11 protein-coding genes are annotated in these 14,835 nt (G+C 55.6%); 5 read left to right on the forward strand and 6 right to left on the reverse strand.

What is annotated here, in order from left to right:
- Positions 1-10: 10 nt before the first annotated feature.
- Complete coding sequence (locus EYC82_RS12300) at positions 11-598, forward strand: 5-formyltetrahydrofolate cyclo-ligase (protein ID WP_279249830.1); 588 nt, start codon at positions 11-13, stop codon at positions 596-598.
- 326 nt (positions 599-924) lie between these two features.
- Here EYC82_RS12300 and ilvA read toward each other — a convergent pair whose 3' ends face one another.
- Complete coding sequence (gene ilvA, locus EYC82_RS12305) at positions 925-2,451, reverse strand: threonine ammonia-lyase, biosynthetic (protein ID WP_279249831.1); 1,527 nt, start codon at positions 2,449-2,451, stop codon at positions 925-927.
- A 177-nt stretch (positions 2,452-2,628) separates the two neighbouring features.
- Between ilvA and rpiA the strand changes: the two genes are divergently transcribed.
- Positions 2,629-3,303: a ribose-5-phosphate isomerase RpiA gene (gene rpiA / locus EYC82_RS12310; RefSeq protein ID WP_279249832.1), complete on the forward strand. Its 675-nt coding sequence runs from the start codon at positions 2,629-2,631 to the stop codon at positions 3,301-3,303.
- A 92-nt stretch (positions 3,304-3,395) separates the two neighbouring features.
- On the opposite strand, the gene EYC82_RS12315 is transcribed toward rpiA, so the two are convergent.
- The gene (locus EYC82_RS12315; protein ID WP_341475071.1) at positions 3,396-4,823 is read right to left on the reverse strand and encodes an FAD-binding oxidoreductase; all 1,428 of its coding nucleotides are present in this window, start codon (positions 4,821-4,823) and stop codon (positions 3,396-3,398) included.
- Positions 4,824-4,936: 113 nt separating this feature from the next.
- On the opposite strand from EYC82_RS12315, the gene serA reads away from it, so the two are divergent.
- The 3 genes from serA (at position 4,937) to EYC82_RS12330 (ending at position 10,523) form a co-directional block, all read left to right on the forward strand.
- A complete protein-coding gene (gene serA / locus EYC82_RS12320) occupies positions 4,937-6,166 on the forward strand; it encodes a phosphoglycerate dehydrogenase (protein ID WP_279249834.1) in 1,230 nt (409 codons plus the stop codon).
- A gap of 252 nt (positions 6,167-6,418) precedes the next feature.
- Positions 6,419-8,797 carry a TonB-dependent receptor gene (locus EYC82_RS12325; protein ID WP_279249835.1) on the forward strand — a complete coding sequence of 793 codons (2,379 nt, stop codon included), beginning with the start codon at positions 6,419-6,421 and terminating at the stop codon, positions 8,795-8,797.
- Between the two features lie 100 nt (positions 8,798-8,897).
- Positions 8,898-10,523: a tetratricopeptide repeat-containing sulfotransferase family protein gene (locus EYC82_RS12330; protein ID WP_279249836.1), complete on the forward strand. Its 1,626-nt coding sequence runs from the start codon at positions 8,898-8,900 to the stop codon at positions 10,521-10,523.
- On the opposite strand, the gene EYC82_RS12335 is transcribed toward EYC82_RS12330, so the two are convergent.
- The 4 genes from EYC82_RS12335 to EYC82_RS12350 all read right to left on the reverse strand — a co-directional run bounded on the left by EYC82_RS12335 (position 10,520) and on the right by EYC82_RS12350 (position 14,829).
- On the reverse strand, positions 10,520-11,479 hold the full coding sequence (locus EYC82_RS12335) for an alpha/beta hydrolase (RefSeq protein ID WP_279249837.1): 960 nt from the start codon (positions 11,477-11,479) through the stop codon (positions 10,520-10,522). The genes EYC82_RS12330 and EYC82_RS12335 overlap by 4 nt on opposite strands.
- Entirely contained in the window at positions 11,479-12,543 is a 1,065-nt protein-coding gene (fba, locus tag EYC82_RS12340; RefSeq protein ID WP_279249838.1) for a class II fructose-bisphosphate aldolase, read from the reverse strand. The genes EYC82_RS12335 and fba overlap by 1 nt, the downstream gene beginning before the upstream one ends.
- Positions 12,544-12,584: 41 nt before the next feature.
- Positions 12,585-13,754, reverse strand: coding sequence for a phosphoglycerate kinase (locus EYC82_RS12345; protein ID WP_279249839.1), 1,170 nt, complete (start codon positions 13,752-13,754; stop codon positions 12,585-12,587).
- Positions 13,755-13,815: 61 nt separating this feature from the next.
- Positions 13,816-14,829, reverse strand: coding sequence for a glyceraldehyde 3-phosphate dehydrogenase NAD-binding domain-containing protein (locus tag EYC82_RS12350; RefSeq protein WP_279249840.1), 1,014 nt, complete (start codon positions 14,827-14,829; stop codon positions 13,816-13,818).
- Positions 14,830-14,835 lie beyond the last annotated feature (6 nt).

Consider the following 14,835-nt stretch of genomic DNA (forward strand, 5'->3'; position numbering starts at 1 on the left):
TCTTTTGCCTATGCCAGATATACAGCAGCGCAAAGTCGAATTACGCCGCACACTTCGCCAGCGGCGAGCGGCCCTCACTAAGCAGCAACAGCTAACCGCTGCAGCAGATCTCCAGCAGGCCGTTCGTCAACTGACCGCCTGGAACGCCGCGACTCGTATCGCTCTCTATATTGCCAGTGATGGCGAAATAGACCCCGCACTCCTCGCACAGCAAGCAAGGGAATCCGGCAAAGACGTTTTTCTACCCGTCATCGGTCCTGACAAGTCACTGGCGTTTGCGCTGTGGCAACCGCAGGACAATTTAAAGGACAACCACTACAACATCCCAGAGCCAATGCCTGACGCCAAACGATGCGAACTGGCGCAACTGGATATACTGTTTCTACCTCTGGTTGGCTGGGATGAGGGGGGGCGTCGGTTGGGAATGGGCGGTGGGTTCTATGACCGGGCACTGACGACTGATTCGGGCCCCGTTCTGGTCGGGTTGGCCCACGAATGCCAGCGACTCGAGCGAGTCCCGGTAACTGAGCAGGATGTCTCGATGGATTTTGTCGCGACCAATGCTGCCCTGCATCACTGCAAGGAAAACACAGTCTAGACATCATTCCTATTCAGGAATGATAACGCCCGCTTGCAATGCTGATGCCGGGTCTGCAACCGAATGGTTGGCAGCCAAAGGCAGCAACAGAGTCAGAACGACCCCAAGAGCGAATGCGGCTGTCAAAACCAACACTAGATCAGGTTTTCGCTTCACTGTTTTGTTCCATTTTTTTATTGAAAGAACACCGTCATTACACGATGTACCTTTCTGCCCACGCCCACTGTCACTTTTTATTTGTCGTTATTCTCGGTGCACCGAAATACTATCCTAGCGACCTCTAAAAGAAAACCCCACAAGCCAATAGCGGTGCGGCTTTTAGCCTATTAGGCGGCGCCTCCTAAATACAGTTGATAGGCCCGGTTGCCGGTTTCGTCCGAATAGGGGTAGCCGATATGATCCATCACATCTTCCAACGCGCGACGCTCAGTCTTGCCCACCTGAATACCGATAAGTATTCGACCGTAGGCCGCGCCGTGATTGCGGTAGTGGAACATTGAAATATTCCAGCGCTGACCAAGCCCGGAGAGAAAGCGCAACAAAGCCCCTGGCCGTTCCGGAAACTCAACTCGATAAACCCGCTCATCGCGAAGCCCGAGGGGGGCGTGACCGCCCACCATGTGCCGGATATGCAGCTTTGCCACCTCATTATGCGTCATGTCCTCAGCGGTATAGCCACGCTTACGCAGGCGTTCCGCGAGGGTAGCGAGGTCGTCTCCGCCCGGCGTCACAGACAGACCTACAAAGACCTGCGCCATGTCCGTATCCGCATAACGATAGTTAAATTCGGTGATATTACGTCGACCCAGTGCACTGCAGAAACGTTTGAAACTGCCGGGACATTCCGGCACCGCGACACTGATGACCGCCTCGCGGTTTTCGCCGATTTCCGTGCGCTCGGAAATATAGCGCAACCGATCAAAATTGGTGTTGGCACCGCTCACGATAGCCAACAGATCACGACCTTGCACGCCTTCCCGTTCTACATACTTTTTTAAACCTGCCAGTGCCAAAGCGCCAGCGGGCTCCGCGATGCTGCGAGTGTCCTCGAATATGTCTTTAATAGCAGCACACATTTCGTCAGTGGACGCGGTGATAACCTCGGATACCGTCTCCCGGATAATACGAAACGGCTCCTTACCCACCTGAGCCACCGCACAGCCGTCCGCAAAAAGGCCCACCTCCGGCAGTTTATCGCGGCGCCCTTTATTCATTGCGAGTTGCAAGCAGGCCGCGTCCTCTGGCTCGACGCCGATAATACGCGTATCGGGCCAGACATAACTGACGTAGGCCGCCACACCCGCCAATAGCCCGCCGCCGCCCACCGGCACAAACAGGGCATCCAGTGGTGATGGATGCTGGCGCACAATTTCCATCCCGATAGTACCCTGGCCGGCAATGACATCGCGGTCGTCAAAAGGGTGGACATAGGTTTGCCCCTCGTCACTGGCGATTTTCACGGCATGTGCGGCGGCGTCATCGTATGAATCCCCGTGCAACACGACACGAGCGCCGAGATTGCGAACCGCGTCAACCTTGATGCCCGGCGTGGTAAGAGGCATCACGATGATCGCCTTGGTATTGAGCTTGCGGGCAGCCACCGCCACACCCTGGGCATGGTTGCCCGCGGAAGCCGCTATGACGCCCCGGTCGAGCCGCTCTCGACCGAGCCGGCTCATCTTGCAGTAGGCACCACGCAGCTTGAATGAAAATATGGACTGCAAATCTTCCCGCTTCAGGCAGATGTTGTTATCCAATCGTTTGGAGAGCAGCCCCGCCTCGTGGATAGGCGTTTCTCGGGCGACCTCGTAAACCCGTGCGTCGAGAATGCTTTTGATGTATGACTGTGGCATGCCGTGATCTCATTCAGGCGCTCGGTCACTCCCTGTGAGTGCAGACGAGCGCGAGCTGTTTTCCTCATTGTAAGCGCATACGCATCGGGTTTTCCCCTTTCGCTTGCCCTATACTGTTATGCGACTTGCTGCCCTGCTCCCTGCCGGGCCCATCACCGCATCTGAGGCTATACGGATATGACGCAGGACGAACTAAAACAAGCCGTCGCGGATGCAGCACTCGCGTATATCAAACCCAAGCTTGACGCCGACACCGTGGTTGGTATCGGCACGGGTTCTACTGCGAACCTGTTTATCGATGCGCTGGCCACTATCAAGGGTCTGATCAGCGCCACTGTCGCCAGTTCCGATGCCTCGGCCCTGCGTTTGAAGCGTCATGGTATTCCTGTGCTGGATCTCAATGCCGCCGGCAAGGTGGATATTTATGTTGATGGTGCTGACGAGAGCAATCACGCCCTGCAGCTCATCAAGGGGGGCGGTGCCGCACTGACACGAGAGAAGATAGTTACTGCCGTGGCGGGTGAGTTTGTCTGCATTGCCGATGAGAGTAAATTGGTGCGCACCCTGGGCAACTTCCCACTCCCTGTCGAGGTGATCCCCATGGCTCGCAGCCACGTTGCCCGGGAGCTGGTCAAGCTGGGCGGGGATCCGGTTTATCGGGAGGGTGTTGTCACGGACAATGGCAACGTGATTATCGATGTCTACCACTTCCCGATTGCACAGCCACTCAGCGTGGAAGAAAAGATCAATAATATCACTGGCGTGGTCACAAACGGACTGTTCGCGCTGAAGCCTGCCGACGTTCTGCTGCTCGGAACGCCGGCGGGGGTAAAAACGCTGTACCCCCAATAACGCGCCATGCGGCAGCGACGCCGTTGAGCATAAACCGTGCTCTCAATTGACCTATGAGGTTAGTAAGCGCTTGCTATACCGTAGTTGGCCAATCATTTTACGCTGTCAGCGGCATCAAAAATCTTGCCGGGATTCATTATTCCGCGAGGATCAAACGCCTGTTTAACCTGTCGCATGATAGCCACCTCGTGAGCTGACCGGCTGAAGTGCAGGTAGTCTTTCTTCAGCAGGCCGATGCCGTGCTCCGCGGACACGCTGCCGCCATAGCGCTGAACAATATCAAACACCCAGCGACTGACATCGCCACAGCGACGCTGGAAGTCATCCATCGGCAGACCCTCGGGTTTGAGCACGTTCAGGTGGACGTTGCCGTCACCGATATGACCGAACCATATGATCTCGAAATCGGGGTAATTCTGACTGACCACGGCCTCCACCTCGGCGAGGAAATCTGGAATGCGCGAGACAACCGTGGATATATCATTTTTGTAGGGAGTCCAGCGTGAGATCGTTTCTGAGATATCTTCGCGTAAACGCCACAGGGATTCTGCCTGAGCCACACTCTGGCTGACCACGCCATCAAGCGCCCATCCCTGTTCAACACAGTGCTCGAAAAGCTCCAGCGCCCTGTCCATTCCCGCTCCGTGTTGGTCCTCGATCTCCAACAACGCGTAATAGTCTGTGGGCGTCTCAAAGGGACGCTGCAACCCGTTGTGCTCGATCACTTTCTGCAAGGCCGGTTCAGAAAAAAACTCGAACGCGCCCAGTGCCAGAGCGCCCTGATAAACGCCGAGCACCCGCATAATAGCGCCCATGTCGGGGACGCCCAGCACCAGGACTACGGGTTCCCTCGGGGCTGCCGCGAGCCGCATCGTCACCTCCACCACCACGCCAAGGGTTCCCTCAGCGCCAATCACCAGCTGCCGCAGGTCGTAGCCGGCATTGTTTTTAACCAGACCGCGGTTGAGATCGAGCAGTTCACCGGTTCCATCCACCAGTTTAATCCCCGCAACCCAATCACGGGTCATACCGTATCGAATCACCTTGATGCCACCCGCGTTGGTGGATACGTTGCCGCCGATCTGACTGGAGCCGCTGGAGGCGAAATCGACCGGGTAATAAAGTCCCTGTGCGGCGGCGAATTCCTGCAGTTGCTGGGTCACTACCCCCGCGCCACAGCGGACCGTGCGATCAACAGGATTGAAGTCACCGATATCGTTGAGGCGGTCCAGCGCCATCACCAGTTCACCCCTGCACGCCACGGCCCCGGCGCTCAGGCCAGTGCGGCCACCGGAGGGCACAATTGCGACACCCTCTGCCGCCGCCAATCGCACAACTGCCTGCACTTCTTCCACACTCCCGGGCAACACAACCGCCCCCGGGCTCGGTGCATAAACACGCGTCCAGTCGCGTCCATATCGCTGCAGCGACTCCTCGTCTTTAAGAAGACGCTCGGGGCCTACAATAGACTCCAAGCGAGACAAGATAGCGTTATCGATAGCGGGCAACGTTTCCTTCATCAATCCATAAGAGGCGCGAGTTTCAAGGGGTGCGTATGGTAACATACTCGCCTTTTTTCACCCCCCTTCGCCTCGCGGAGGGCACTGCAGCGGGTCGCCGGGGAGCCTTAACCATGTCGCAACAATCTCTGCAAAAAAGCAAAATCAAGTTTCTGCTGCTTGAGGGCGTTCACCCCTCTGCTGTGGAGGCGCTGCAGAGTGCCGGCTACAACAACATTGACCAGCACCCGAAAGCACTGCCCGTTGAAGAATTGAAGAGCGCAATCGCCGATGCGCATTTTGTTGGCATCCGCTCGAGAACACAGCTCTCGGAGGAGATATTTACCGCCGCAAAGAAACTGGTCGCCGTGGGCTGTTTCTGCATTGGCACCAATCAGGTGGACCTTAACGCTGCCACCCACCGCGGGATCGCCGTTTTTAATGCGCCGTTTTCAAACACCCGCAGCGTCGCCGAACTGGTGCTGGCGGAGGCGATCCTGTTGCTCCGAGGTGTTGCCAGCAAAAACGCAGCGGCCCACCGGGGCGAATGGCACAAGAGCGCCGCCAACTCTTTTGAAATCCGTGGCAAGACACTGGGCATCATTGGCTACGGCAACATTGGCATGCAGTTGGGCGTGATGGCAGAGGGACTGGGCATGCAGGTCAAGTTCCACGATCTCATTAATAAGTTGCCTCTGGGCAATGCCCAGCAGGTTGCCAGCTTGGACGAATTGCTGCAAACCGCCCACGTGGTGAGCCTGCACGTGCCCGAGCATAGCTCCACCCGAGACCTGATAGGCCCTGCGGAGCTGGCAAAAATGAGTCCCGGCAGTGTCCTGATTAACGCCTCCCGCGGCACCGTAGTGGATATCGATGCGCTGGCTGACGCACTGAAGGAAAACCGGCTGGCGGGCGCTGGTATCGATGTCTTCCCGAAAGAGCCCCGCTCTAACGACGAGGAGTTCCGCTCCCCCTTACGGCAGTTCGATAACACCTTACTCACCCCCCATATCGGCGGCAGCACGCTCGAAGCACAGGAAAATATCGGCATGGAAGTGGCCGAGAAATTGGCCCGCTACAGTGATAATGGTACGACCACCTCCTCGGTCAACCTGCCCGAGGTCAACCTGCCAGAGCATGCAGGTAGTCATCGCCTGCTGCACATCCACCGCAATGTACCCGGTGTGATGAGCGCGATTAACAGTATATTTTCTGAAAACCGCATAAACGTTTCGGCACAGTACCTGCAAACCGATGAATCCGTTGGCTACGTGGTTATCGATATCGATGCCGATTACAGTAAGCTGGCGCTCGAAAAGTTGGCCACTGTCGAGGGAACGCTGCGCACCCGCGTCCTGTTTTAAAGCCTGAACACCTTCCCGCCAAGCCACGTTTAAAATCGCATGTAGCGGTATTTTTTGGACATTTTGCGCGTTTTCGCAGCATGATTAGTGATGTTAGAGTTCAAGTCAGTTGCGCATGCAAGCTAGGCAGGCTGTCATTGCACCAAAGGGGTGCCTGATAAAAACCATATGTCGCAGAGAAGACCGATACGTCAACCCTGCCCGAGAACATACACACGGGTCTGCGCGTAGACGTAATTGGGAGAGGCGAACATGCAGAAAAGTTCAGTATTCAAGACCAGCGCACTGTCCGCCGCAGTCGCATCCACTATCGTCTGTGGAGACCTCGCTGCACAGAGCGGCACCCTCGAAGAAGTAATCGTTACGGCTACGCGCAGGCCACAGTCCATTCAGGATATTCCGATCAATATTACCTCTATCAGCAGTGAGCTGATCGAGCAGCAGCGTCTGACCGACCTGGCGGATATCGCGCGAATTGTGCCGGGAATGACCGTCATTGACCAGGGGCCTCGCAGCGGCAATACCCTTACCGTGCGGGGCCTGAGCGCGGGCTCGATTCAGGCAACAGACCAGGACAATAACGGCGGCGGTCTGGTCGCCACCTATGTCGGTGAAGTACCGCTCTACATTGATCTTAAGCTTAACGACATGCAACGGGTTGAAGTGCTCATGGGACCGCAGGGTACGCTGTACGGCGCCGGCACCCTGGGCGGGGCCGTGCGCTATATTCCGAATAAGCCCCAAACCGATGTTCTCTCCTATCAGGTGCGCGGCGATGTCTATGATCTCAGTGAGTCCAGCGATGCAGGCTACGAGGGTGGCGGTACGATCAATATTCCCCTCATTGAGGACCGACTCGCACTGCGGGGATCTATCGACTACCTCAACGACCCCGGGTTTATCGATTACAATTATCTTGTGCGCGAAGCAGGCGTCTCCTACCCGCAGGAAGTTGAAGGCATTCCCGAGTCACAGGACCGCAATGCCAATCTGAAGCGCAAAAAGGATGTGAACGACCAGGAGACCTGGTCTGGCCGCCTGGCTCTGCGCTATACCGGCGACTGGCTGGACAGCACACTAAGCTATTACTATCAGGACGAGAAAGTGGGTGGCCGGCAGGTTAACAGCAGGGATTCCTTCGGCACGGGCAAGTACGAGGCGGCCCTTCGCTTCGAGGAGCCCAATGAGCGCAAGAATGAGCTGATTGCACTGGAGCTGGTTGCAGACCTCGGATTCGCGGAGCTTACGTCGGCAACAGGCTATTCCGAGTATTCGGAGAACGGCCAGCGAGACCAGACAGATTTGCTACTCAATCAGGAGTTGTACTACGAATTTTTCCCCTCCTTCTCCGCCTTTACCCGCGACGAAGGCAACGAAGACACATTCACTCAGGAAGTGCGTCTGGTTTCCACAACCGATGGCCCCTGGAGCTGGATTATCGGCGGTTTTTATAGCGATTTTAAGTTGGACGCTCTGAGTCAGGAATTCACACCAGGGCTGGATCAGTTCTTCATTGACTGCTGCGATGGAGAGCAGCTGCGCCCCGATTCACTGGAATACAACCAGACCGTTAAACAAACCACCAAACAGATGGCTGCGTTTGGCGAACTCGGCTACCAGATCACTGACGCATGGCAGGTCACCGTTGGCGCGCGCTGGTTCAAATTCGATGACGAGGTGGCATTGCAGATAGCGTTCCCGCTGCAGGATACGGTGTTTTTCGGAGAACCCCCAGATTCGATCATTCCCTTCACAAATGAAAAAAATGATGCGGATGATGATGATGTTATTTATAAGTTCAACACATCCTATGACTTTTCCGACGATATCCTGGGTTTCTTAACAATCAGTGAGGGTTACCGACTCGGCGGCGTAAATGCGCTGGTCGCATGCCCCAACCCACCGCCGGATGACAGGCAAATCGCCTGTGCACTGCCCGATGAAGCGTTGGTAAAGTCCGATAAAAGTACCAACTATGAGATCGGAGTTCACTCCCAATTCAGCGACTCACTGCTACTGAACGGTTCGGTGTACTACATAAATTGGGACGATATACGCCTGCCAACCACCTCGACTTTCGGCGCTATTCCTATCGAAACAAATGGTGGTAAAGCAGAGAGCTACGGCATCGAACTCGCAGCGCATTACCTGATTACACCCGACCTGTGGTTCACCGGCTCCTATTCCTACAATAATGCGCAGCTCACCGACGATGCTCCTGGAATCATTGATGGCGAAGAGGGCTTTAAGGGCGACCGGTTGCCGGGCACTCCCAAGCATCAAGGCTTTCTTTCGGCAAATTATTCACTGGGTCTGAACGACGGCTCAAGCCTCGACCTCACTTGGTCAATCACGGCACAAAGCAATGTTTACACCAAAGTGGGCAAACGCAACTTCGGGGAAGAGCTGGACGGATTCAGTCTGCAATACGTTTCTGCCACCTGGCTAAAAGATGCCTGGAGCGTGGGTCTGTATGGCGAGAACATCTTTAACAAGTACGCTGAGACCGGGGTAAGGGGTGACGTGAGCGACATACGCACTGTCGGCCTATTCAACCTTCGCACCTACTACCACAACGTAGTGAGACCGCGGCAAATCGGCCTGCGATTTACCTACAGCTTCGACAAGTAAACGCTTCACATAAAAAGGATGGCGCACCGCCGCCCTTTTTTACCCCGGCGGAGAGCACCACGTGACGAGTGCCGCCGCTGCAGCATAGAATAAAGCTGTCATGAACCCCGAAAAACAACAGATCGCAACACTCCATGATGCCGCTAGGAAAGCCATGGCAGCGGGACAGCTGCGGGCTGTCCATGAGCACTGCCTTGCCATACTGCAAATAGATCCGACATTCGCCGACGCGTGGTTCCTGTGCGGAGTTGTAGCCGCGCACAACGGCTCGCTCAGCAAATCTATTGAAATTTTCGAAAAAGCGACTGCACTCGCGCCTGACAACCCGGAATACCATGCGGAACTGGGGAAGCAACTGCTAGCCGATCAGCAACCCGAGCGCGCTTTGCAGGAGGCGACAAAAACACTGCATCTGTCGCCTTCACAACTTACAACAATCAACACCCTCGGCAGTCTCTTGAGTCACGTTGGCGAGCACGAAAAAGCCCTCGGCTGTTTTCAGCGTGCAGTGCGGTCGCTGCAACGGCGCTCGAACGGAGATACGAGCCTGTCCAGCAAATGGCAGGCAGACCTTTACTTCAACTACGCTGCCTCTCTTCAATTCGCCGGCTGCTTCAAGGAGGCGGCAACAGCATACGAACAGTCCATCAGCATACTACCGTTGTTTTTCAAAGCACATTCGGCTCTGTCTACGCTACGTCAACAAACCGAGGATGATAACCATCTCAGCCGCCTTGATGGGTTGCGCGAGAAAGTTGTCAGCCCACGTGACCAATTACATATTGGGCACGCTATCGCCAAAGAACAGGAAGATCTCGGTCGTTTTGAAGAGGCGTTCGACAGCCTCGTCTGGGCCAAGCAAGCGCAAGCGCACGCGGTTAACTACAGTAGAGAAAAAAGCGACCGGCTGTTCACCGGCATCAGAGATTTATTCAGCGCAGGTGCATTTACAAGCGCCAAAAAAGGTCACGACACCAACGAGCCCATCTTTATCGTCGGCATGCCTCGAACTGGCACCACGCTGACAGAGCAAGTGCTGTCCAGTCACTCTCAAGTATTCGCTGCCGGCGAGTTACCGCTCTTTCCGTTGCAGGTCAAACGTTCCATCGCATCAACGGTCACCGATTTATTCGATCTTGAAACATTTGCCGCATCGCTTGCTACAAATAGCGCCGACCTCGGAGTACATTACATTGAGAGTACTCGTCCACGTACCGGGCATACGGCGCACTTTATCGACAAACTGCCACTCAATTTTCTTTTCCTCGGCCTGATCGGACAAGCGCTGCCAAAAGCAAAAATAATTTGCCTTCGGCGAGACCCTATGGACACTTGTCTAAGTAACTATCGACAGATTTTTGCGGCCAACTTTCTGCATTACCAGTACAACCTCAATCTACTTGATTGCGGTCAGTATTACCTACAGTTCGATCGTACTATGCGACACTGGCATCAAATGATGCCGGGTAGAATTTTCGACCTACACTACGAGTCGCTGGTAAAAAATCCGGCGCCGGTTGTGCGAGACTTACTAAACTACTGCGAATTACCCTGGGAAGAACAATGCCTGTCTTTTCACAGTAAAGAAGGAAGTGTTGCAACACCCAGCGCAGTACAGGTCAGGCAAGGTATGTACGCCACTTCAGTGGATCGCTGGCGGCGTTACGGCGATCAGTTACAGCCTCTTTACGAATTGCTCCAATCAGCCGGCATCTATCGCAGTTAGTCTTGTAACGGTATCCCTTGTTCGGTCAGCCAAGTTGCCACCTCTACGAGATAGCGATCCCGATACTCATTGGACTCCCCCGCCAGATGGTGCCCCGCACCGGGAAGATATACGACACGACTGGCAGGAAATAGCCGCGAGATCACGCCAACATTATACTGCCAGTCAACAGTGAGGTCTGACTCGCCCTGTATGACCAGGGCCGATCCGACACCGAGATCAACGGGCCGCAGCGCCGCAAGCCAGCGCCGCAAAGCCCCCAGCCAGCGCAGAGAAACTCGATGAGACTGCAGCGGATCGACTTTCACAAATTCAAGGAAATCACGATCGGCAGAATTGGGGCCAAACGTGCGCGGCACATAATCGACGAGCTTACTGAGCAGTATATGAGCGGCTTTGATTGCGAACCATTGGGCTGGGCGCACCAGAGGTGCAAGCAAAACGGTCGCGGAAAAAGGCCAATCATACTTGGCAGCATAATCTACCAGAGCGGCACCACCCGTACTTTGAGCCATGGTCCAAAGAGGCAGCGTCGGTAAATTTGCAACAACGAGTACGTCGGCGATTGCGCGACTGTAGTCACCAAAGTCGTCAATAACTGCGGGCTCGCCCGTCGATAATCCGTGTCCGGGCAAATCGACAGACAGTACGTTGCATCCCCGCAACAACGCCCACTCCGCAAGCTTGCCGAACAGGCCAGTGTGATCGAAGTAACCGTGTACAAGAAACAGATTATTAATCGCGCCGGGCTGGACCCAGGAGTGAACGGCAAGGCTATATGAGCCGGAATCAACTCGCCCAACCTTATACCCCACATGAGGCAAGCGCTCGGCAAAATCAATGCCGTAAAACTGACAAAACCTCCCCGCTAGCGCAGGGGCGCTGTCTGTACCAAACAACGGCAACTGAGCCCGTAGAGTCTGCAGCTGTCCTGGTGATAAAGTGACTAGGCTCACTAGTTAACAGTGGGCGCCAACGTCCCCGCGTCATAAGCGGATTGCATGTCTGCCAGCGAACGCACCTTGATCTTGTCCGCATTACCCGCCGTACCAAAGGATTCGTAACGTGCGATACAGATCTCCTTCATGGCCGTTATGGTCTGTGCTAAATATTTGCGCGGGTCAAACTCGGCGGGGTTCTGTGCCATGAAACGACGAATCGCTCCCGTAGAAGCCAAACGCAGATCCGTGTCGATATTCACCTTGCGCACGCCATGGCGGATTCCCTCTTGCACCTGCTCTACAGGAACACCATAGGTTTCAGGAATTTCACCACCGTACTCATTGATGATCGCAAGCCAGTCCTGTGGAACAGCGGATGAACCGTGCATAACAAGGTGCGTACCGGGAATACGGGCGTGTATCTCCTTGATGCGGTCGATGGCCAGGATATCGCCAGTGGGAGGGCGCGTAAACTTGTACGCGCCGTGGCTTGTGCCGCAGGCAATAGCCAGCGCATCTACCTCGGTGGCCTTTACAAATTCCGCCGCCTCTTCCGGGTCCGTCAACATCTGATCATGGGTGAGCTTGCCCTCCGCACCGATACCGTCTTCCTCACCCGCCTCGCCGGTCTCAAGCGAACCCAAGCAACCAAGTTCCCCCTCCACTGATACCCCGCAGGCATGCGACAACTCCACGGCCCTGCGCGTGACAGCCACGTTGTAGTCATAGTCCATGGGAGTTTTACCATCCTCGCCCAGGGAGCCGTCCATCATTACGGAACTGAAACCCAGTTGAATAGAGCGCTGGCACACACCAGCAGAAACGCCGTGGTCCTGGTGAACCACCACAGGAATATGCGGAAACTCGTTCATCGCTGCGTCCATCATCGCACGCAGAAAAGGCGCACCGGCGTATTTTCTGGCGCCCGCACTGGCCTGCATGATCACAGGTGAATTAGTCGCATCGGCCGCCTCCATAATCGCGCGGGTCTGCTCAAGATTGTTGACATTAAAAGCGGGCACGCCGTAGTTGTGTTCTGCCGCATGATCCAGCAATTGTCGCAAACTGATTAATGCCATGGGATATTCCTCTCGCTAGTAAACTATTTCAGATGCCGGGCTTAACCGCCGGCACGCTCTTCCAGTACGGCAACGGCAGGTAGCGTTTTGCCCTCAACATACTCAAGGAAAGCCCCTCCGCCGGTAGAGATATAGGAAATCTTGTCGGCAATTTCAAATTGGTCGATCGCCGCCAAGGTATCGCCACCCCCTGCCAGGGAAAACGCATCGCTGTCTGCAATCGCCAGTGACAGTGTCTTGGTGCCTTGAGCGAACTGTTCGAATTCAAACACACCGACAGGGCCATTCCATAGAATGGTGCCCGCCCCCTTAACAATATCCGCGATTTGCCGCGCAGACTCCGGTCCGATATCAAAAATTCTGTCATCATCGACCACTGCCTCTGCAGCCTTAAGGCTGGCCGGCGCGTCTTCTGCAAACACCTTCCCCGTTATCACATCCCGGGGCAGTGGAATATTTGTCTTTGCCATAAGCGAGCGTGCAGTATCGAGCAGATCGTGCTCACAAAGAGACTGCCCTACCGGGCTGCCACTGGCGGCGAGAAATGTATTGGCGATACCGCCGCCCACGACCAGTTGATCTACTTTTTCAGACAGGGCCTCGAGCACCCTTAACTTGGTAGACACTTTAGACCCGCCGACGATGGCCACCATGGGTCTTGCAGGTTTCGCAAGCGCCTGCTCCAACGCCAACAGCTCGGATTCCAATAGCGGACCGGCACAGGCCATGGGCGCGAACCGGGCCACGCCATGAGTAGACGCCTGTGCGCGGTGTGCCGTACCAAAAGCATCCATTACGAAAATATCACAAAGAGACGCGTAATCTTTTGCAAGCGCCTCATCATCCTTCTTCTCACCAGGGTTGAAGCGCACGTTCTCAAGTAGCGCCACTTCGCCGTCGCCGAGCTCCACGCCGCCGCGCCAGTCGCTGATCAGCGAGACGGGCAGATCGAGCAGCCCCGCCAGATGATCCGCGACCGGGGCCAGTGAAAATTGGCTGTCGAAATCGCCCTCCACCGGACGGCCGAGGTGAGACATTAGAATAACTTTCGCCCCTGCCTCCACCGCGTGCCTGATGGTTGGCAGCGCCGCGCGCAAACGTGCATCGCTAGTGACCGCTCCTGCCTTGATAGGCACATTGAGGTCCTCGCGTATCAACACCCGCTTGCCCCGCAGACTCTGGTCACGCATAACGTCTACTTTCAGTGACATAGGTTTTCTCTCATATTGCGGTGCTGCGCCTGCAGACCCAGCACCGCGCAGCGCATCACGCTCAGACCAGTCCGTGCCAAAACCCCGCCACATCCAACATCCGGTTGGCGTAGCCCCACTCGTTGTCAAACCAGATCAATACTTTTACCAGCCGCGCGCCGCTGACCCGGGTTTGGCTGGCATCAACGATGCCCGAACGGGGATCGTGATTGAAGTCACAGGATGCCAGAAGCTCCTCGGTATAGCCAAGCACGCCGTCAAATCCACTCAGTGACGCGTTCTTCAGAATCTGGTTTATTCCGACAATATCCGTGTCTTCCCTTGTCACCACGGTTAAATCCAGCGCAGAAACATTCAACGTAGGCACCCGCAGTGCCTGTGCCGAGAAGCGGCCCTCCATCATCGGCAGGAGGCGCGTGATTCCCTTCGCCAGCTCGGTATCCACGGGAATCACCGAATGTGATGCAGCACGGGTCTTACGCAGGTCTGTATGGTGGTATGCATCCAGCACGGGCTGGTCATTCATCGCCGAGTGAATGGTAGTGATCGTCCCCGTTTCAATACCGACAGCCTCGTCCAAAGCCTGAATTACCGGCACGATCGCATTAGTGGTACAGGACGCGTTAGACACAATACGCTGGCTCGCATGCAGCTTTTTGTGGTTGACCCCAAAAACCACGGTTTCGTCCACGTCGATCTCTGCAGGCTGAGAGAACAGGACTTTGTGCGCACCGCGATCAAGATGAAGCTGTGCCGTGGCTCGATCCGAGAAAGCGCCGCTGCATTCCAGCACCATGTCCACTCCAAGGTCTCCCCAGGGAAGAGCCTCCGTACCCTCGTGATTCAGCAATGCGATAGTGTCATCACCCACGAACAAACTGCGTTGATCGCCTTCCAGCGGCAGCGGAAACCTGCCATGGGTAGAATCATAGCGGGTGAGGTGCAGGATGGTGCCCGCATCGGCGAGTTCGTTAATGGCGACAACTTGCATATCTTCGCCGGGCGCGCGTTCGTAGAGGGCGCGCAGGATGCTGCGCCCAATTCTGCCGTAGCCGTTAATCCCCAGGCGCAACATAGAATG

The organism is Candidatus Marimicrobium litorale (assembly GCF_026262645.1).
Taxonomy (GTDB): domain Bacteria; phylum Pseudomonadota; class Gammaproteobacteria; order Pseudomonadales; family Halieaceae; genus Marimicrobium; species Marimicrobium litorale.

What these genes read in the sequence shown, in the direction of transcription:
- rpiA (WP_279249832.1), top strand. Translation starts at nt 2,629, where the DNA reads ATGACGCAGGACGAACTAAAACAAGCCGTCGCGGATGCAGCACTCGCG.
- EYC82_RS12315 (WP_341475071.1), bottom strand. Translation starts at nt 4,823, where the DNA reads ATGAAGGAAACGTTGCCCGCTATCGATAACGCTATCTTGTCTCGCTTG.
- EYC82_RS12330 (WP_279249836.1), top strand. Translation starts at nt 8,898, where the DNA reads ATGAACCCCGAAAAACAACAGATCGCAACACTCCATGATGCCGCTAGG.
- EYC82_RS12325 (WP_279249835.1), top strand. Translation starts at nt 6,419, where the DNA reads ATGCAGAAAAGTTCAGTATTCAAGACCAGCGCACTGTCCGCCGCAGTC.
- serA (WP_279249834.1), top strand. Translation starts at nt 4,937, where the DNA reads ATGTCGCAACAATCTCTGCAAAAAAGCAAAATCAAGTTTCTGCTGCTT.
- EYC82_RS12350 (WP_279249840.1), bottom strand. Translation starts at nt 14,829, where the DNA reads ATGTTGCGCCTGGGGATTAACGGCTACGGCAGAATTGGGCGCAGCATC.
- EYC82_RS12300 (WP_279249830.1), top strand. Translation starts at nt 11, where the DNA reads ATGCCAGATATACAGCAGCGCAAAGTCGAATTACGCCGCACACTTCGC.
- fba (WP_279249838.1), bottom strand. Translation starts at nt 12,543, where the DNA reads ATGGCATTAATCAGTTTGCGACAATTGCTGGATCATGCGGCAGAACAC.
- EYC82_RS12345 (WP_279249839.1), bottom strand. Translation starts at nt 13,754, where the DNA reads ATGTCACTGAAAGTAGACGTTATGCGTGACCAGAGTCTGCGGGGCAAG.
- ilvA (WP_279249831.1), bottom strand. Translation starts at nt 2,451, where the DNA reads ATGCCACAGTCATACATCAAAAGCATTCTCGACGCACGGGTTTACGAG.